The 16,937-nt window shown below is 62.3% G+C and carries 23 protein-coding genes; 22 read left to right on the top strand and 1 reads right to left on the bottom strand.

The window, feature by feature from the left end; all coding sequences use genetic code 11:
• The 12 genes from rplP to rpmD all read left to right on the top strand — a co-directional run.
• On the top strand, nucleotides 1-405 hold a 405-nt coding region (gene rplP / locus A3736_RS05425; RefSeq protein WP_082851327.1), incomplete at its 5' end, for a 50S ribosomal protein L16.
• On the top strand, nucleotides 402-611 hold the full coding sequence (gene rpmC, locus A3736_RS05420; protein WP_067680200.1) for a 50S ribosomal protein L29: 210 nt from the start codon (nucleotides 402-404) through the stop codon (nucleotides 609-611). The genes rplP and rpmC, both read left to right, overlap by 4 nt.
• A 10-nt stretch (nucleotides 612-621) precedes the next feature.
• Nucleotides 622-912, top strand: coding sequence for a 30S ribosomal protein S17 (rpsQ, locus tag A3736_RS05415; RefSeq protein WP_067680197.1), 291 nt, complete (start codon nucleotides 622-624; stop codon nucleotides 910-912).
• Between the two features lie 56 nt (nucleotides 913-968).
• Nucleotides 969-1,337, top strand: a complete 369-nt coding sequence (gene rplN / locus A3736_RS05410; protein WP_067680194.1) for a 50S ribosomal protein L14 — start codon at nucleotides 969-971, stop codon at nucleotides 1,335-1,337.
• Nucleotides 1,337-1,657, top strand: coding sequence for a 50S ribosomal protein L24 (gene rplX, locus A3736_RS05405; RefSeq protein WP_067680192.1), 321 nt, complete (start codon nucleotides 1,337-1,339; stop codon nucleotides 1,655-1,657). Before rplN ends, rplX begins: the two co-directional genes overlap by 1 nt.
• A complete protein-coding gene (gene rplE, locus A3736_RS05400; protein WP_067680189.1) occupies nucleotides 1,650-2,243 on the top strand; it encodes a 50S ribosomal protein L5 in 594 nt (197 codons plus the stop codon). The genes rplX and rplE overlap by 8 nt, the downstream gene beginning before the upstream one ends.
• Before the next feature lie 26 nt (nucleotides 2,244-2,269).
• Complete coding sequence (rpsN, locus tag A3736_RS05395; protein WP_067680186.1) at nucleotides 2,270-2,575, top strand: 30S ribosomal protein S14; 306 nt, start codon at nucleotides 2,270-2,272, stop codon at nucleotides 2,573-2,575.
• 11 nt (nucleotides 2,576-2,586) lie between these two features.
• The gene (gene rpsH / locus A3736_RS05390; protein WP_067680183.1) at nucleotides 2,587-2,982 is read left to right on the top strand and encodes a 30S ribosomal protein S8; all 396 of its coding nucleotides are present in this window, start codon (nucleotides 2,587-2,589) and stop codon (nucleotides 2,980-2,982) included.
• A complete protein-coding gene (gene rplF / locus A3736_RS05385) occupies nucleotides 2,982-3,515 on the top strand; it encodes a 50S ribosomal protein L6 (RefSeq protein ID WP_067680180.1) in 534 nt (177 codons plus the stop codon). The genes rpsH and rplF overlap by 1 nt, the downstream gene beginning before the upstream one ends.
• A gap of 1 nt (nucleotide 3,516) precedes the next feature.
• A complete protein-coding gene (rplR, locus tag A3736_RS05380) occupies nucleotides 3,517-3,861 on the top strand; it encodes a 50S ribosomal protein L18 (protein ID WP_067680177.1) in 345 nt (114 codons plus the stop codon).
• A complete protein-coding gene (rpsE, locus tag A3736_RS17830; protein ID WP_233999244.1) occupies nucleotides 3,861-4,712 on the top strand; it encodes a 30S ribosomal protein S5 in 852 nt (283 codons plus the stop codon). Before rplR ends, rpsE begins: the two co-directional genes overlap by 1 nt.
• Nucleotides 4,713-4,717: 5 nt before the next feature.
• Nucleotides 4,718-4,903, top strand: coding sequence for a 50S ribosomal protein L30 (gene rpmD / locus A3736_RS05370; RefSeq protein WP_067680174.1), 186 nt, complete (start codon nucleotides 4,718-4,720; stop codon nucleotides 4,901-4,903).
• 127 nt (nucleotides 4,904-5,030) lie between these two features.
• On the opposite strand, the gene A3736_RS05365 is transcribed toward rpmD, so the two are convergent.
• Nucleotides 5,031-6,530: a glycosyltransferase family 39 protein gene (locus A3736_RS05365; RefSeq protein ID WP_067680171.1), complete on the bottom strand. Its 1,500-nt coding sequence runs from the start codon at nucleotides 6,528-6,530 to the stop codon at nucleotides 5,031-5,033.
• Nucleotides 6,531-6,725: 195 nt separating this feature from the next.
• On the opposite strand from A3736_RS05365, the gene rplO reads away from it, so the two are divergent.
• The 10 genes from rplO to A3736_RS05315 all read left to right on the top strand — a co-directional run bounded on the left by rplO (nucleotide 6,726) and on the right by A3736_RS05315 (nucleotide 16,754).
• Nucleotides 6,726-7,250 (top strand): 50S ribosomal protein L15, encoded by a 525-nt coding sequence (rplO, locus tag A3736_RS05360; RefSeq protein WP_067680168.1) that lies wholly within the window; start codon nucleotides 6,726-6,728, stop codon nucleotides 7,248-7,250.
• Between the two features lie 104 nt (nucleotides 7,251-7,354).
• On the top strand, nucleotides 7,355-8,719 hold the full coding sequence (gene secY, locus A3736_RS05355; RefSeq protein WP_067680165.1) for a preprotein translocase subunit SecY: 1,365 nt from the start codon (nucleotides 7,355-7,357) through the stop codon (nucleotides 8,717-8,719).
• A gap of 48 nt (nucleotides 8,720-8,767) precedes the next feature.
• Entirely contained in the window at nucleotides 8,768-9,412 is a 645-nt protein-coding gene (locus A3736_RS05350; protein ID WP_067680162.1) for an adenylate kinase, read from the top strand.
• Between the two features lie 65 nt (nucleotides 9,413-9,477).
• A complete protein-coding gene (locus A3736_RS05345; RefSeq protein ID WP_082851328.1) occupies nucleotides 9,478-10,149 on the top strand; it encodes an SRPBCC family protein in 672 nt (223 codons plus the stop codon).
• 81 nt (nucleotides 10,150-10,230) lie between these two features.
• Complete coding sequence (gdhA, locus tag A3736_RS05340) at nucleotides 10,231-11,601, top strand: NADP-specific glutamate dehydrogenase (RefSeq protein WP_067680156.1); 1,371 nt, start codon at nucleotides 10,231-10,233, stop codon at nucleotides 11,599-11,601.
• Nucleotides 11,602-11,906: 305 nt separating this feature from the next.
• On the top strand, nucleotides 11,907-12,275 hold the full coding sequence (rpsM, locus tag A3736_RS05335; RefSeq protein WP_067680153.1) for a 30S ribosomal protein S13: 369 nt from the start codon (nucleotides 11,907-11,909) through the stop codon (nucleotides 12,273-12,275).
• A gap of 60 nt (nucleotides 12,276-12,335) precedes the next feature.
• Nucleotides 12,336-12,725 (top strand): 30S ribosomal protein S11, encoded by a 390-nt coding sequence (gene rpsK / locus A3736_RS05330; protein WP_067680150.1) that lies wholly within the window; start codon nucleotides 12,336-12,338, stop codon nucleotides 12,723-12,725.
• 113 nt (nucleotides 12,726-12,838) lie between these two features.
• On the top strand, nucleotides 12,839-13,894 hold the full coding sequence (locus A3736_RS05325; protein ID WP_067680147.1) for a DNA-directed RNA polymerase subunit alpha: 1,056 nt from the start codon (nucleotides 12,839-12,841) through the stop codon (nucleotides 13,892-13,894).
• An 80-nt stretch (nucleotides 13,895-13,974) separates the two neighbouring features.
• Entirely contained in the window at nucleotides 13,975-14,397 is a 423-nt protein-coding gene (gene rplQ, locus A3736_RS05320) for a 50S ribosomal protein L17 (RefSeq protein ID WP_067680144.1), read from the top strand.
• A gap of 212 nt (nucleotides 14,398-14,609) precedes the next feature.
• Nucleotides 14,610-16,754, top strand: coding sequence for a prolyl oligopeptidase family protein (locus tag A3736_RS05315; RefSeq protein ID WP_082851326.1), 2,145 nt, complete (start codon nucleotides 14,610-14,612; stop codon nucleotides 16,752-16,754).
• Nucleotides 16,755-16,937: the final 183 nt, after the last annotated feature.

The raw sequence follows: 16,937 nt of genomic DNA, 5'->3' as shown, positions 1-16,937 counted from the left end.
GCGTTCAAGGGCCGTATTCACGGTAACGCCAAGGGCGGCACCGTGCTGAATTTTGGGTCGTACGGCCTGAAGGCGCTGGAGCCCGAGCGGATCACCGCGCGTCAGATCGAAGCGGCTCGCCGCGCGATCACGCGTCACATCAAGCGTCAGGGTCGTCTCTGGATCCGCGTCTTCCCGGACGTGCCGGTTTCGAAGAAGCCCGCCGAAGTCCGTCAGGGTAAGGGCAAGGGGTCGATCGAATACTGGGCAGCCCGCGTGAAGCCGGGTCGCATCCTGTTCGAACTCGATGGCGTTGCGGGTCCGCTCGCCGCCGAAGCGTTCGAGCGTGCTGCGATGAAGCTGCCCGTGAAGACCAAGGTCGTTGCCCGCCTCGGCGACACCTCGCATCTGGGAGGCGAAGCATGAGCAAGACCGAAGACCTCCGCCAGAAGTCGGACGATCAGCTCGCCGAAGAGCTGACCTCGCTCAAGCGCGAGCAGTTCAACCTGCGTTTCCAGGCGGCGACCAACCAGCTGGAAAAGCCGGCCCGCATCCGCGAAGTGCGCCGTTCGATCGCTACGATCAAGACGCTGCAGGGCGAGCGCGCCCGCACCGCGGCTGCCAAGGCTTAAGGAACAGATTATGCCAAAGCGTATCCTGATCGGCACGGTTACCTCGGACAAGACCGACAAGACCGTGACCGTGCTCGTCGAGCGTAAGGTGAAGCACCCGCTGTACGGGAAGATCATCCGCCGTTCGAAGAAGTATCACGCCCATGACGAGCAGAACGAGTACACGCTCGGCGACGTCGTGCGCATCGAAGAGACCAAGCCTATCTCGAAGACCAAGACCTGGCAGGTCAAGGACCGGGTGACGGCGGGCGGCACGCAGGCTGTCGAGGCCGACCTAGAAGTCGAAGCCGCAGGAAACTGACGTAATCGGAACTGCCGGGCACCTGTCCCGGCAAGCCAAGAGAAGGAACCGGATCGATGATCCAGATGCAATCCAATCTCGACGTCGCGGACAATAGCGGCGCCAAGCGCGTCCAGTGCATCAAGGTACTGGGCGGCTCGAAGCGCCGCACCGCGAGTGTCGGGGACGTGATCGTGGTTTCCGTGAAGGAAGCTCAGCCGCGCGCGAAGGTGAAGAAGGGCGATGTTCATCGCGCCGTCATCGTGCGTACGAAAAAGGACGTGCGCCGTCCCGACGGCAGCGTGATCCGCTTCGACAGCAATGCCGCCGTGCTCGTGAACAAGAGCGAAGAGCCGATCGGCACCCGTATCTTCGGCCCGGTGGTGCGCGAACTGCGCGGCCGCGGGTTCATGAAGATCATCTCGCTCGCTCCGGAGGTGCTGTAATGGCCGCCGCCAAGATCAAGAAGGGTGACACCGTCGTCGTCCTGTCCGGCAAGGACAAGGGCCAGACGGGCACGGTCGAGAAGGTCATGCCCAAGGATGGCAAGATCGTCGTCGAAGGCGTGAACGTCGCAACCCGTCACCGCAAGCCGAACCAGCAGAACCCGCAGGGTGGCATCGACCGTTTTCCGGCTCCGATGCATATCTCCAAGGTCGCGCTGGCCGATCCGAAGGACGGCAAGCCCACTCGCGTCCGTTTCGAAGAGAAGGACGGCAGGAAGGTGCGCGTCGCCGTGAAGTCCGGGGAGACAATCGATGGCTGATAGCTACACGCCGCGCTTCAAGAAGAAGTACGAGGACGAAATCGTCAAGGCGATGACCGAGAAGTTCGGTTACAAGAACCGCCTCGAAGTGCCTCGGATCGAAAAGGTCACGCTCAACATGGGCGTGGGCGAAGCGAGCCAGGACAAGAAGAAAGTTCAGACGGCCGCCGAGGAAATGGCGCTGATCGCCGGTCAGAAGCCGGTCATCACCAAGGCCAAGAAGTCGATCGCCCAGTTCAAGCTGCGCGAAGGCATGCCGATCGGTGCGAAGGTTACCCTGCGCCGCGATCGCATGTACGAATTCATGGACCGTCTGGTCACCATCGCAATGCCCCGCATCCGCGACTTCCGCGGCGTCAATCCGAAGAGCTTCGACGGGCGCGGCAATTATGCGATGGGCATGAAGGAACAGATCGTGTTCCCCGAGATCAGCTACGACCGGATCGAAAAGGTCCGTGGCATGGATATCATCGTGACCACCACGGCGAAGACCGACGACGAAGCGCGCGAGCTGCTGCGTCTGTTCGGTTTTCCGTTCCCGGCCGAGCAGGCCGAGGGTGCGTCGCAAGAGAAGGAAGCGGCGTGAGCCGCTAAGAGAGGAACTTAAGTCCAATGGCGAAACTGAGTTCGATCAATAAGAACGAGAAGCGCAAGAAGCTCGTCAAGCAGTACGCTGCCAAGTACGAGAAGCTGAAGGCAATCGCGGACGACAAGTCGGCCGACGAAAGCGATCGGCTGATGGCGCGCCTGAAGATGGCGGAATTGCCGCGTAACGCGAATCCCACGCGTGTGCGCAACCGCTGCTCCACCACCGGCCGCCCGCGCGGCTATTACCGCAAGTTCGGCATCAACCGCATCGAGCTGCGGGATCTGGGCAATAAGGGCCTGATCCCCGGCCTGACCAAGTCGAGCTGGTGAGGATCTAGACCATGGCATTGACCGATCCCCTGGGTGACATGCTCACCCGCATCCGCAACGGCCAGCAGGCGAAGAAGGACAGCGTCCTCTCGCCCGCGAGCAAGCTGCGCGCGAACGTCCTGGAAGTGCTCCAGCGTGAAGGCTACATCCGTGGCTACAGCGAAGACGACAGCGGCAAGCACAAGGCGCTGCGGATCGAACTGAAGTATTTCGAGGGCGAACCTGCGATCAAGCACGTCGCTCGCGTCTCCAAGCCGGGCCGCCGCGTCTATTCGGGTTCGAAAGAACTCCCGAACGTGCGCAACGGCCTCGGTATCACCATCGTCTCGACGCCGCGCGGCGTGCTTTCTGACAACGAAGCGCGCAGCGAAAACGTCGGCGGCGAAGTGCTGGCGGAGGTGTTCTGATGAGCCGCATCGGCAAACGTCCGGTGGCGATCCCCAGCGGGGTCACCGCCAATATCGATGGCAAGACGCTGTCGGTGAAGGGGCCCAAGGGCACTCTCACCATGGGTCTGTCCGACCTCATCGACTACAAGGTCGAAGATGAGGGCATCTCGGTTCAGCCTGCCAACGACACGCAGAAGGCCCGCGCCTTCTGGGGTATGCAGCGCACCATGGTGTCGAACCTGGTCGAAGGCGTCACGGAAGGTTTTTCCAAGACGCTGCAGATTTCCGGTGTCGGTTATCGTGCGTCCACGCAGGGCAAGAAGCTGAAGCTTCAGCTCGGCTATTCGCATGACGTCGATCTCGATGTGCCTGAAGGCCTCGACGTGCAGACCCCGGACCAGACGACGGTGATCGTGTCGGGTATCGACAAGCAGAAGGTCGGCCAGTTCGCCGCAGAAATCCGCCGCTGGCGCAAGCCCGAACCCTATAAGGGCAAGGGTATCAAGTACCAGGGCGAGTATATCTTCCGCAAGGAAGGGAAGAAGAAGTAAGATGGCCAAGCTTTCCCTCTTCGAACGCCGCCGCCGCCGTGTTCGCACGGCGCTTCGCAGCCGCTCCGGTGGCAAGCCGCGTCTGTCGGTGCATCGCACCGGCAAGCATATCTATGCGCAGATCATCGACGATGCCGCCGGCAAGACCGTCGCCGCAGCTTCCACGCTGGGCGCTTCGGGCTCGGGTGCCAACGTCGATGCCGCGCAGCAGGTCGGCAAGGACATCGCCGCAGCCGCCAAGAAGGCCGGCGTGACCACCGTCGTGTTCGATCGCGGTGGCTTCCTGTTCCATGGCCGCGTCAAGGCGCTGGCCGATGCCGCCCGCGAAGGCGGGCTGGAGTTCTGATTATGGCCGACGAGAACAAGACCCCCGAAGACAATTCGGCTCCCGCCGTGGCGGAGACTCCCGAAGTCGCGAAAGCCAAGGCCGATGCCGGTGTCGCGACTGCCGAGACCGAGCATGCCGTGACCAATGAAAAGCCCGCAGTGGCCGATACGCCGTCTGAAGCTGCCGACAACCAGTCGCCGGCTCAGGGTGCCGAAGGTCAGCCGCGTCAGCGTGGTGGCCGCGGCGGTAATGACCGTGGCGGACGCGATGGTGGCGGCCGTGGCCGTGGCCGTGGTCGCGACGATCGTCGCGGTGGACGTCGCGAGGAAGAAGACGACGGCATCATCGAGAAGCTGGTCCACATCAACCGCGTCTCCAAGACCGTGAAGGGTGGTAAGCGTTTCGGCTTCGCCGCACTGGTCGTGGTCGGCGACGGTTCGGGCCGCGTCGGCTTCGGCAAGGGCAAGGCCCGTGAAGTGCCGGAAGCGATCAGCAAGGCGACTGCCGCTGCGCGCAAGCACATGATCCGCGTTCCGCTCAAGGATGGCCGCACGCTGCACCATGATGGCAATGGCCGTTTCGGTGCGGGCAAGGTCACCGTCCGTACGGCGCCCGCCGGTACCGGTATCATCGCCGGTGGTCCGATGCGTGCTGTCTTCGAAAGCCTTGGCGTTGCCGACGTGGTGACCAAGTCGGTCGGCACGTCCAATCCCTACAACATGATCCGCGCAACCTTCGATGCCCTGCAGGACCAGACGTCGCCGAAGTCGGTGGCGCAGCGTCGCGGCAAGAAGGTCGCCGACCTGCTTGGTCGTGGCGGATCGACCGAGGCCGAGGCGCAAGCCGACGCCGCGGCCATGGCGGAGTAAGTCAGATGGCAGACAAGAAGACCATCACCATCAAGCAGATCGGTTCGCCGATGCGTCGGCCCGAAAGCCAGCGCAAGATTCTGATCGGCCTTGGCCTCAACAAGATGCACAAGACCGTGACGCGTCAGGACACCCCCGAGGTGCGCGGTGCAATTGCCAAGGTTCCGCATCTGGTCACGATCGTGGACTGACACGCGCCCGAGTTCAGGCGATTGCCTGTTCGGTTGCTACACATTCGATGGCGGCGGAGAAGCTTGGCGGCTTCTTCGCCGTTTTCGTTTGTCTGTAGAGAATGCGCTCAACGCCACGCACGCTTGATCAGGCGGCGCAGTCTCCATGGATCTGCACCGTGAAATCGACCGTTCGGTCCTGCACGATCCGACGTTCGACCAGGCGGCAATTCGCTTTGGTGTAAGCGTTGATAAGCGCGACCGTCTCCGCGTTGGGCGGCCTATGCTTGAAATCGGCCACGTCGACGATCACGCCGGGACGCTGTGCCAACAGGCGTCGGACTTCCTGTTCGGTATCGAGATGACTGACATTGCGCTCCGCTCCGTGGCTGAGATGGGGCGGGAAGGCGAGGGGGGTCGGCAAATGATGGCCTGCCAGATGATAGAGCATCGGCGGACCGTCGAAGATCACCATGGATCGGCCATCGTCATGCTTCCGGATCGCGTCGACCAGACGGTCCATCGCCACGCTCGTGCGCTCCGTACGGTCGAAATCGAGCGGAGAGTGGATGGCAAAGCTGATCGTCAGCACAAGAACCAGCCCGATCGATCCCGCGACCGGCCGCGCAAGGATCGGCGCCGATGCGAGCGATAGCGGCACCAGAAGCGGGAGCGCGTAATGGAGATGGAAGTTCGGCACTGCGAGCAGCCCCAGTACCGCCGCCGCCAGCCAGACCAGAATGAATGATTTCATGTCGGAAGATGGTGCTTGGCGCATCCCCAAGAAAGCCAGAGCGATAAGCGGGGTGATAAGAATCCCCATAATCGCCGCTCCGAAGAGAGAGTTCGACGCCTCGTATGATTTCGAGAGATTGGAGAGGACCATCGCCTGCCAGAATTCGCTCCATTGGCCTGACGCCGCGTAAAAGCCTGCGATGGCGAGAGTCGGCGCAGCGCCGATCGCGATCCAGACAGCCATCCATTTTACCGTGCGCTGTGCGCTTCCCGACTCTCTGAATAGCTTCCAGCTGGCCCACAGTCCGAACGCGGCGACTTCGAATACGGCCGTCTGTTTGATGGTAAGGGCCAGGCCGCCAAGGCCCATGGCGAGGACCAGATAGGCTGCCGAGCCGGCTTCGCTCGATTTATCGGAATGGCGTTGGACGATCCAGGCCGCCGTCGCCACCAAAGCATTGTAGAAGACGGGGCTTTGCCCGCCATATCCCCCGAACATGGGAAGCGCGCACAGATAGAGAATCGCAGCTGTGCAGCCTGCGCGCGAGCCGAATTCCCTTCTAGCCATTTCCCAGATCACGGAAGCTGTGAAGCCGGCGAAGATTGCCGCAACGATCTGGTAGACGATCGGATCGTAGGAGATCGCGGCCATCGCCCAGTAAAGGGCGAAATGCCCGAACGGCTTGCGGTCCCATATGTCGACGAAGGGTAGGGCGCCCTGCGTCATCTCTATCCCGGCGGCGAAATAGAAGGCCTCGTCGACGAAGAGATTGGGATTGCCGAAGGTGGCCATGCGAAGGCCGAGCGCAATAAGAATGCACACGCCCAGCCGCCACGCATGACCCGATGCCAGCGACAGCCTGCCGGAACGCTCGATCCGCAGATTCGCAGCGGGTAGACTGAAATTGAGCATTCTATATCCCGATCACCGTCGCGCTTCGCTTTGCGCCCTACATCCGAGACATTGGGGAACGGTTAACCATGCATCGCGACGGAATTCGCAAACTCGCAGACAGGGGGTGACAATCGCTTCGGTTTTGGATAGGGGCCGCCCCTTCCAACAGCGCGCACCCCTTCAGGGGGCCTAGAAAGCGAAAGCGAGTGCACTATGAAACTGAATGAAATTCGCGACAATCCCGGCGCCCGTAAAGAGCGCATGCGCGTCGGCCGTGGCATCGGCTCGGGCAAGGGCAAGACCGGCGGCCGTGGCCAGAAGGGTCAGAAGAGCCGTTCGGGCGTCGCCATCAAGGGCTTCGAAGGCGGCCAGATGCCGCTTCACATGCGTCTGCCTAAGCGCGGCTTCAACAATCCGTTCGGCAAGGATTTCGCCGAAGTGAACCTGGGCATGGTCCAGAAGTTCATCGACGCGGGCAAGCTCGACGCCAAGACCACGCTCGATCACGAAACGCTGAAGGCCGCCGGCCTCGCCCGTGGCGGCAAGGATGGCGTGCGTCTGCTCGGCAAGGGCGAACTGACTGCCAAGGTCACTTTCAAGGTTGCCGGTGCGTCCAAGGGCGCGATCGAAGCGGTCGAAAAGGCCGGCGGCAAGGTCGAAGTGATCGCCGCAGCGCAGCCCGAGCACGAGAAGAAGGCTGCCCGTACCGAAGCGAACAAGGCCAAGAAGGCCAAGTAAGCGGGAAAATCATGGGGCGGGGGTTCGACATTGGGCGAACCCCACCCTATCTACCCCTCCATCGCCGGGAGGGGCCGGCACCAAGCTAGGATCGACTTTTCGAGATGGCATCACGCGCCGATAATATCGCGAGCAATCTAAGCCTCGCCAATTTCTCCAAGGCAACCGAACTGCGCCAGCGAATCTGGTTCACCATCGGTGCCCTGGTCGTCTTCCGCTTTCTGAGCTTCGTTCCGCTGCCGGGTGTGAACCCGCTGGTGTTGCAATCGCTCGCCGATACGGCGCGCGGCGGCATCCTCGACATGTTCAACATGTTCACCGGCGGCAGCCTCGAACGGATGAGCCTGATCGCCTTGGGCGTGATGCCGTACATCACCGCCTCGATCGTGATCCAGCTCGCTGCGGCGCTGCATCCTTCGCTTGCCGCGCTGAAGAAGGAAGGCACGACCGGCCGCCAGAAGCTGAATCAGTACACCCGCTACGGCACGGTGCTGTTGTGCACGGTGCAAGGTTGGTTCCTGGCCGCGGGCCTCGAAAGCTACGGCGCGCAGAGCGGTATCCAGGCGGTGGTCGATCCCGGCTACATGTTCCGGATCGGTGCGGTGATCAGCCTCGTCGGCGGGACGATGTTCCTGCTCTGGCTGGGCGAACAGATCACCAGTCGCGGCATCGGCAACGGCGTTTCCCTGATCATCATGGCGGGAATCGTCGCACAATTCCCGAGCTTCGCCGCAAACCTGTTCGAAGGCGGGCGCACCGGTTCGATCTCGCCGGTAATCATTGTCGGCTTCATCGCCATGATCGTGATTCTGATTCTGGTGATCAGCTTCGTGGAGCGGGCGCAGCGGCGCTTGCTGATCCAGTATCCCAAGCGCGCGACCCAGCGCGGCATGATGCAGGCCGATCGCAGCCATTTGCCGCTGAAGCTCAACACGGCGGGCGTCATTCCGCCGATCTTCGCCAGTTCGTTGCTGCTGCTGCCGCTCACCATCACGCAGTTCGCGGGCAATTCGCTCGATACGAACAGCACGACGGGCGCCTGGCTGCAGACCCTGCTGCAATATCTCCAGCACGGACAGCCGATCTATATGACGCTGTATGCGGCGGGGATCGTCTTCTTCTGCTTCTTCTACACCGCGGTGGTATTCAATCCCGAGGAAACGGCGGAGAATCTGAAAAAGAACGGCGGCTTCATTCCCGGTATCCGTCCGGGTAAGCGCACCGAGCAATATCTCGACTACGTGTTGACGCGCATCACCGTGGTGGGGGCGATCTACCTCGCGCTGGTCTGCGTCATTCCGGAATACATGATCGCGCAGACGGGCATTCCGCTGTTCCTTGGCGGGACCAGCCTGCTGATCGTCGTGAACGTCACGGTCGATACGATCAGCCAGATCCAGTCGCACCTGCTGGCCCACCAGTATGGCGACCTCATCAAAAAGGCCAAGTTGAAAGGCCGGATGCGCTAGGCTACGCGCCCGAAGATAAGGATTTCGGGCAAAGGGGACTTTCGAACGATGGACATCATCCTTCTTGGCCCTCCGGGCGCGGGCAAAGGCACGCAGGCGCATCGCCTGGTCGAGCATCACGGCATGCGCCAGCTCTCGACCGGAGACATGTTGCGCGGGGCGGTCAGCGCCGGAACACCGGTGGGCATCAAGGCCAAGGCGATCATGGACAAGGGCGAGCTCGTTTCGGACGATATCGTCAGCGAGTTGATCGATGCGGAACTGACCGCGATGGGCAGCGAGACCGGCGCGATCTTCGACGGCTATCCGCGCACCGAAGCGCAGGCGCGCATGCTCGATGAAATCCTCGAACGGCATGGGCGCAAGCTCGACCATGTGATCGAACTGGGCGTCGACGAGGATGCCCTGGTCGAGCGTATCACCGGTCGGTTCACCTGTGCCGAGTGCGGCGCGGGCTATCACGACACGTTCAACCAGCCCAAGACCGAAGGTGTGTGCGACAAGTGCGGCAGCACCGAATTCAAGCGCCGTCCCGACGATAACGAGGAAACCGTGCGTCATCGCATGCAGGTCTATCGTTCGGAAACCGCACCGATCCTTCCGGGCTACGAGGCGCGCGGGATCGTTAGTCGTGTCGACGGGATGGCCAGCATCGAGGACGTCACCCACGCGATCGATTCGATCCTGGGCTGAATACGGCGTCTTTCCACCCTCGGGTCGCCGGGTTATGACGAGCGACAAACGGGGGAATGATCACGATGCGACCGATTACCGCTTTTGCCATGGCTGGGCTGCTGGCTGCGATGACGAGCGTTTCGGCGCGGGCCGAAGTGGTTTCGACCTCACCCAACGGCTTCGTCACGCGCGACACCGCGCAGATCGCGGCGCCGCCGATGACGGTCTGGCTGGCGCTGACCAAGCCGGGCGAGTGGTGGACCGACGAGCACACCTGGTCGGGCGACGCCGGCAATCTGACGCTGACGCCGCAAGCGGGCGGATGCTTCTGCGAAACGATTCCCGGTGACGATGCGGGCGACGCATCGGCGATGAACGGCAGTGCGCGCCATGCCATTGTGGTCCAGGCATTTCCGCTCAAAGTGCTGCGCCTGCGCGGTGGCCTCGGCCCGCTTCAGGGCGAACCGGCGGAAGGCGTACTCACCATCACGTTGAAGGAAATACCCGGCGGTACGCGCGTGCTGTGGGAATACAATGTTGGTGGCCCGATGCGCTTCGAGATACCGGCGATCGCCGCCGCGGTCGACCAGGTGATGAGCCAGCAGCTCACGGGACTGCAAGCGCATCTTGGCCCTCTGGGTGACGACACGCGGTCGGTGCCGTCCGAAACGTCCGCTCCGCAAGAGGCGACTGCCGACGATTCTGAAGCGCCTACTTTCGACGAAGAATTCGAATCCCTCACCGACGAGGATTGAAGCCGCCTACCAGCGGGCGGTTCGGGGGGAACGATGCGCGGCCAGCATGGATTTAGTCCCCGAGACCGGAGGGATTGAATCATGCCGAATACCGAGCGATCCGACGCAGCATCGGATTTCGAAAGCTTCATGGATGAATTGCGCGATCGCAATCCGGGGCAGGACGAATTCGTCCAGGCCGTTGGCGAAGTGGCGCGCGATGTCTTCGATTTCGTCGTGGACAAGCCCGAATATCTGGACGCGCAGATCCTGCGCCGTCTGACCGAGCCCGATCGCGTGGTCAGTTTTCGCGTCTGCTGGGAAGACGACGACCGTCGTGTTCGCGTCGAGCGCGGGTGGCGCGTCCAGAACAACAACTCGATCGGCCCCTACAAGGGGGGTCTGCGCTTCCATCCGGGCGTGACCGAAAGCGTCCTAAAATTCCTCGCCTTCGAACAGACGTTCAAGAACGCGCTAACCGGACTGCCGCTGGGCGGAGGGAAGGGTGGATCCAGCTTCGATCCCAAGGGCAAGTCGGACGCGGAGATCATGCGCTTTTGCCAGAGCTTCATGACGGAACTCTATCGCCATATCGGACCGCATACCGACGTGCCCGCAGGCGATATCGGCGTCGGATCGCGCGAGATCGGCTTCCTGTTCGGTCAGTACAAGCGCATCGTGAACCGTTGGGAAGGCGCGATCACGGGCAAGGGGCTGGAATGGGGCGGATCGGAATTGCGGCCCGAGGCGACGGGGTTCGGCGCGGTTTATTTCCTGCGCCGGATGCTGGACCATGCGGGCCATTCCATCGAGGGCAAGTCGGTGGTTCTTTCGGGCGCCGGCAATGTCGCTCTGCACGCCGCGCAGAAGCTGATCGATTGCGAGGCGAAGGTCCTGACCTTGTCGGACTCGGACGGCTTCATCCACGATCCTGACGGGATCGATCAGGACAAGCTCGACTGGGTCATGGCGCTGAAGCAGGAGCGGCGCGGGCGGATCAAGGAGTATGTCGAGGAATATCCGGACGCCGAATATCACGGCGACGGAGCGCGGCCTTGGCATGTCGATTGCGACATCGCCATGCCCTGCGCCACGCAGAACGAGATCGAAGAGGATGATGCGAAGGCGCTCGTGAAGAACGACGTCATGGCGGTGGTCGAAGGGGCGAACATGCCCACGACCCACGCGGCATCGTGCGCCATTCGCGACGCGGGCATTCTGTTCGCTCCCGCCAAGGCGGCGAATGCGGGCGGGGTCGCGGTCTCGGGTCTCGAAATGAGCCAGAACGCCGAGCGCGTGAGCTGGAACCACGAGAAGCTCGACAGCCAACTCACCGATCTGATGGCGGAAATCCACGATAAATGCGCCGAACATGGCGAAGGCGAAGACGGCAAGGTCGATTACGCACGCGGCGCCAATATCGCCGCCTTCGAAAAGGTCGCCTCGGCGATGCTGGCCTTCGGCGTTATGTGATCGCTCGCGGCGCGGATTTTGACGCGCCTCGATCCCGGCGCTATAGACAGCTTGAACACACGCCCGTGCCGCCCATATGGCGGTCGCGCGGTGTTGCGCGAGGCTGGCGGTTGACGCCGTGGGCGAATCGCCCTAAGCGCGCGGTTCATTCGACAATTACGGATCGGTCCGGCGCGTGGCGGCCTTGTAAAAAAGGTGCTGCATCCGGACTTTCGGCCTTTGCGCCGTCCGTCAGGCGAATGTATTGAGCGATGAGATAGGGTTGGCCCGACGGTCGTAAGTCCCTGTGGAGCATGGAGAAGTAAGTGGCTCGTATTGCCGGGGTGAACATCCCCACCAACAAGCGCGTGATCATCGCGCTCACCTATATCCACGGTATCGGCCGGACCACGGCCGTCGAGATCGCCGACAAGCTCGGCATCGACCATTCGCGCCGTGTGCAGGACCTCACCGACGAGGAAGTGCTGCGTATCCGCGAGACGATCGACGAGGAACATCGGGTCGAAGGCGACCTTCGCCGCGAAACCGCGATGAACATCAAGCGCCTGATGGACCTGCGTTCCTATCGCGGTCTGCGCCATCGTGCGGGCCTGCCCGTGCGCGGCCAGCGTACCCACACCAACGCCCGCACCCGCAAGGGTAAGGCCAAGCCGATCGCCGGCAAGAAGAAGTAAGCGTCGGGTTTTCCCGATACGCTTTTCCCTTCTTGAGTTTGATATAAGGATACCAAGACCATGGCACGCGAACCCGGCCGGATCAGGCGGCGCGACAAGAAGAATATCACGAGCGGCGTCGCGCACATCAACGCCAGCTTCAACAACACGATGATCACCATCACCGACGCTCAGGGCAATGCGATCAGCTGGTCCAGCGCGGGGATGATGGGCTTCAAGGGCAGCCGCAAATCGACTCCCTATGCGGCCCAGGTCGCCGCCGACGATGCCGGCAAGAAGGCCGCCGAACACGGCGTCCGCACGCTGGAAGTCGAAGTGAAGGGCCCGGGTTCGGGCCGCGAGAGCGCGCTGCGCGGTCTTGCTGCGGTGGGCTTCACGATCACTTCGATCCGCGACGTCACGCCGATCCCGCACAACGGTGTGCGGCCTTCCAAGCGCCGTCGCGTCTGATCCGTGCCTGCCTGGCGGCCCTTTCTCGTTAGGGCCGCCGACACCACATTCACGGACCGGACGCTCTCTGCCCAGAGCGCCGGTCCCGTCCGTATTCGAACCAGGGGATATCCATGTCCGTCAATAACAAGAACTGGCAGGAACTGAAAAAACCCAACACTCTCGAGGTCAAGGAAGGCAGCGACAAGAAGCGCAAGGCCACCTTCGTCGCCGAACCGCTCGAGCGGGGCTTCGGCCTCACGCTCGGCAACGCGCTGCGCCGCGTGCTGCTCTCCTCGCTCCAGGGCGCGGCGATCACCTCGATCAGAATCGAGAACGTGCTGCACGAATTCTCCTCGCTCGCCGGTGTGCGCGAGGATGTCACCGACATCGTCCTCAACGTGAAGCAGATCGCGCTGAAGATGGAAGGCGAAGGCCTTAAGCGCCTGCAGCTTTCCGCCACCGGCCCGGGCGAGGTCAAGGCGGGCGACATCGCCGTTTCGGGCGACATCGAAGTGATGAACAAGGACCTGGTCCTGTGTCATCTCGACGAAGGCGCGACGCTGAACATGGAACTGACTGCGGACGCCGGTAAGGGCTATTCGCCCGCCGTCGCCAACCGTCCGGCCGATGCGCCGATCGGCCTGATCCCGGTCGACAGCCTGTATTCGCCGGTTCGCCAGGTGAGCTACAAGGTCGAGAACGCCCGCGTCGGGCAGGAACTCGATTACGACAAGCTCTCGCTGACCGTCGAAACCGATGGCACCGTCACGCCGGAAGACGCGGTGGCCTATGCCGCGCGCATCCTGCAGGACCAGCTCACGCTGTTCGTCCACTTCGAGGAAGGCATTCCGCAGCCGTCCTCCGCGATGATCGGCCAGGCCGCTGAGCCGCAGGAAAGCGACACCAACCAGCTCAATCGCTACCTTCTCAAGAAGGTGGACGAGCTGGAACTCAGCGTGCGTTCGGCCAACTGCCTCAAGAACGACAACATCATCTATATCGGCGATCTGGTCCAGAAGACCGAAGCCGAGATGCTGCGCACTCCGAACTTCGGCCGCAAGTCCTTGAACGAAATCAAGGAAGTGCTGTCCAGCATGGGCCTGCGCCTCGGCATGGACATCCCCGGATGGCCGCCGGAGAATATCGAGGAAATGGCCAAGAAGCTCGAACAGGAACTTCTGGGCTGAACGGGTTCCGGCGGCGCACCCTGAGCGCCGCCAGCTATGGGCTACCTAGAACGGGCCTCTAACGAACGAAGGAATGAAGTATGCGTCACGGTATTCGCCAGCGTAAGCTCGGCCGCAAGTCGGGCCACCGCACCGCCCTGTTCCGCAACATGTCGGCTGCGCTGATCAAGCACGAGCAGATCCTGACCACTGCCCCCAAGGCGAAGGAACTGCGCCCCTATATCGAAAAGCTGATCACGCTCGCCAAGCGCGGCGGCCTGTCCAATCGTCGCCTCGCCATGAGCCGTCTCGGCGACGAGACCCAGCTCAAGAAGCTGTTCGACGTTCTGGCCGAGCGCTTTGCCGATCGTGATGGCGGCTATACGCGCGTTATCAAGGCCGGCTATCGCGGCAGCGACGCGGCTCAGATGGCGATCATCGAATTCGTCGACCGCGACGTCGACGCCAAGGGCCAGGATAGCGGCCCCGTCATGAATGACGAGGAAGAATACGAAGACGCGTAAGCGCTTTTCGCATCGCAAGATCGAAGGGTCGGAGGGGAAACCTTCCGGCCCTTTTCTTTTGGGTGGGCTCTGGCACAAGAGCGGACATGATCCGCTCCCTTCTCGCCGCCGCCTTTACGCGCGACGTGCTGGCGGCGCTGGATTGATGTTGAACGCGACCGCCCGCGACCTACATTGAAGACACGATTTTTTCACGGAGAGGATCCACCCGCATGAACCGTATCACTGCCGCCGCTATGGCCGGTGCTGCCATGGTCGCGCTCGCCGCGACGCCCGGAGTTGCCCAGACCATGTCCGACTATCCCGAAACCCGTGCCACCGACACGGTCGAGACCATTTTCGGCCAGCAGATCGCCGATCCCTATCGCTGGCTGGAAAACGACGTGCGCGGCGATAGCGAAGTGGCGAACTGGGTCGAGGCGCAGAACGTCGTCACCGATGCCTATCTCGAACAGCTTCCGGGAACGGACTGGTTCAAGGCCGAGCTTGCCAAGCTGATCGATTACGAACGCTTCGGCATCCCGACCAAGGCGGGGGACCGCTATTTCTACAGCTACAATTCGGGCCTCATGAACCAGTCGCAATATTTCGTGCGCGACGGGTGGAATGGCGAAGGGCGCCTGCTGATCGATCCCAACGAGTGGTCGGCGGACAATGCCACCGCGCTCGCGGATACTGCGCCGTCCAAATCGGGCGATTATCTCGCCTATGCCATTCAGGATGGCGGCAGCGACTGGCGCACCATCAAGGTTCTCGATGTGGCGACCGGCGAGGAAATGAGCGACGAGATCCGCTGGGCCAAGTTCACCGGCATTTCCTGGCTCGGCGATGACGGCTTCTTCTATTCGCGCTTCCCCGAAACGGAAGAAGGCCAGGATTTCCAGTCGCTCAATTACAATCAGAAAGTCTATTTCCATCGCCTCGGCACGCCTCAGAGCGAGGACGAGCTGGTTTACGAAACGCCGCAGTTCAAGGAACAGGGCCACGGCCTGGGCGTGACCGATGACGGGCGCTGGGCCTTCATCTATTCCTCCACCGGGACCGACAATCGCAACGAATTGCGCGTGATCGACCTTGCGAACCGCAGCGACGGCAGCTGGCAGACGCGCGATATCGTGACCGGGTTCGAAAACGAATGGAGCCCGATCGCATCGACGGGCGACACGGTCTATTTCATGACCAACAAGGACGCGCCGCGCTATCGGATCGTGCGCGCCGATCTGACCGAGCCCACGCTGACGTGGGAAGAAGTGATCCCGCAAGGGGACAATCCCATCTCCGGCGCGTCCATCATCGGCGATCGCCTGGTGGTCGAATTCATGCAGGATGCGAGCAGCCGCGCGGTCTATTACGACCTCGACGGCAACCGCACCGGCGAACTCGACCTGCCGGGCATCGGCTCGATCGCAGGCTTTGGCGGGGAGCCGGGCGACAGCGAAACCTTCTACAGCTTCACCAGCTTCAATCAGCCCGGCGCGATCTATCGCCTCGACGTGGACAGCGGTGAGACTCAGGTCTTCGCCGAGCCCGAAGTCGCCTTCTCGCCCGACGATTACCGGGTGGAGCAGGTGTTCTATTCCTCAAAGGATGGAACGCGCGTCCCGATGTTCATCGTGCGGGGCAAGGACTCGACCGGCCCCGCGCCGACGCTGCTTTACGGCTATGGCGGGTTCAATATCTCGCTGACGCCGAGCTTCGCCGCCACGCGCCTTGCATGGCTGAAGGCGGGCGGCACTTTCGCGCTCGCCAATATCCGTGGCGGGGGTGAATACGGCAAGGAATGGCACGATGCCGGACGTCTCGCCAACAAGCAAAACGTGTTCGACGACTTCATTGCGGCGGGTGAGTATCTGAAGGCGGAGGGGTATACGACGCCCGAGGGGCTCGCGATCCAGGGTGGTTCCAATGGCGGACTGCTCGTCGGCGCGGTGACCAATCAGCGTCCCGATCTGGTCGACGCCGCCAATGCGGCGGTCGGCGTGATGGACATGCTGCGCTTCGATCGCTGGACGGCGGGCCGGTACTGGGTCGACGATTACGGCTATCCCGATCGCGAGGACGATTTCGCCGTGCTGCGTGCCTATTCGCCCTATCACAACATCCGTTCCGGCGTGGATTATCCGGCGATGCTCGTGACGACCGCCGATACGGACGACCGCGTGGTGCCGGGGCACAGTTTCAAATACACCGCTGCCCTGCAGGCCGCCGACGCTGGCGACGAACCGCATCTGATCCGTATCGAAACCCGCGCGGGCCACGGTTCGGGCAAGCCGACCGACAAGGTGATCGACGAATATGGCGATATTCTCGCCTTCCTCGCCTATCACACCGGTCTCGAAGTGCCCCCGGCGAACTGAGTGATGTCGAGGAGGGAGGGTTCGGCCCTTCCTCCCCGATCGTTCAGAAACATCGCGTTTTAGCTGAACTTTGGCTGACAGCGAAATTCAGGCTCGCCTCACGGCCGGTCGCCTAGAACCTCATGTGAAGCCGAGGCAGTTGTGCAGCGGCCGAGCATGAGGAGCTCCCCGATGCAGACCGTT

The organism is Erythrobacter sp. HI0063, assembly GCF_001635685.1.
Taxonomy (GTDB): domain Bacteria; phylum Pseudomonadota; class Alphaproteobacteria; order Sphingomonadales; family Sphingomonadaceae; genus Qipengyuania.
Note: the sequence above shows the minus strand (reverse complement) of the source record. Positions and strands in the feature narration are given on the sequence as shown.

Coding starts and splice junctions, on each gene's coding strand:
- rpmC (WP_067680200.1), top strand. CDS start 402: ATGAGCAAGACCGAAGACCTCCGCCAGAAGTCGGACGATCAGCTCGCC.
- rpsQ (WP_067680197.1), top strand. CDS start 622: ATGCCAAAGCGTATCCTGATCGGCACGGTTACCTCGGACAAGACCGAC.
- rplN (WP_067680194.1), top strand. CDS start 969: ATGATCCAGATGCAATCCAATCTCGACGTCGCGGACAATAGCGGCGCC.
- rplX (WP_067680192.1), top strand. CDS start 1,337: ATGGCCGCCGCCAAGATCAAGAAGGGTGACACCGTCGTCGTCCTGTCC.
- rplE (WP_067680189.1), top strand. CDS start 1,650: ATGGCTGATAGCTACACGCCGCGCTTCAAGAAGAAGTACGAGGACGAA.
- rpsN (WP_067680186.1), top strand. CDS start 2,270: ATGGCGAAACTGAGTTCGATCAATAAGAACGAGAAGCGCAAGAAGCTC.
- rpsH (WP_067680183.1), top strand. CDS start 2,587: ATGGCATTGACCGATCCCCTGGGTGACATGCTCACCCGCATCCGCAAC.
- rplF (WP_067680180.1), top strand. CDS start 2,982: ATGAGCCGCATCGGCAAACGTCCGGTGGCGATCCCCAGCGGGGTCACC.
- rplR (WP_067680177.1), top strand. CDS start 3,517: ATGGCCAAGCTTTCCCTCTTCGAACGCCGCCGCCGCCGTGTTCGCACG.
- rpmD (WP_067680174.1), top strand. CDS start 4,718: ATGGCAGACAAGAAGACCATCACCATCAAGCAGATCGGTTCGCCGATG.
- A3736_RS05365 (WP_067680171.1), bottom strand. CDS start 6,530: ATGCTCAATTTCAGTCTACCCGCTGCGAATCTGCGGATCGAGCGTTCC.
- rplO (WP_067680168.1), top strand. CDS start 6,726: ATGAAACTGAATGAAATTCGCGACAATCCCGGCGCCCGTAAAGAGCGC.
- secY (WP_067680165.1), top strand. CDS start 7,355: ATGGCATCACGCGCCGATAATATCGCGAGCAATCTAAGCCTCGCCAAT.
- A3736_RS05350 (WP_067680162.1), top strand. CDS start 8,768: ATGGACATCATCCTTCTTGGCCCTCCGGGCGCGGGCAAAGGCACGCAG.
- A3736_RS05345 (WP_082851328.1), top strand. CDS start 9,478: ATGCGACCGATTACCGCTTTTGCCATGGCTGGGCTGCTGGCTGCGATG.
- gdhA (WP_067680156.1), top strand. CDS start 10,231: ATGCCGAATACCGAGCGATCCGACGCAGCATCGGATTTCGAAAGCTTC.
- rpsK (WP_067680150.1), top strand. CDS start 12,336: ATGGCACGCGAACCCGGCCGGATCAGGCGGCGCGACAAGAAGAATATC.
- A3736_RS05325 (WP_067680147.1), top strand. CDS start 12,839: ATGTCCGTCAATAACAAGAACTGGCAGGAACTGAAAAAACCCAACACT.
- rplQ (WP_067680144.1), top strand. CDS start 13,975: ATGCGTCACGGTATTCGCCAGCGTAAGCTCGGCCGCAAGTCGGGCCAC.
- A3736_RS05315 (WP_082851326.1), top strand. CDS start 14,610: ATGAACCGTATCACTGCCGCCGCTATGGCCGGTGCTGCCATGGTCGCG.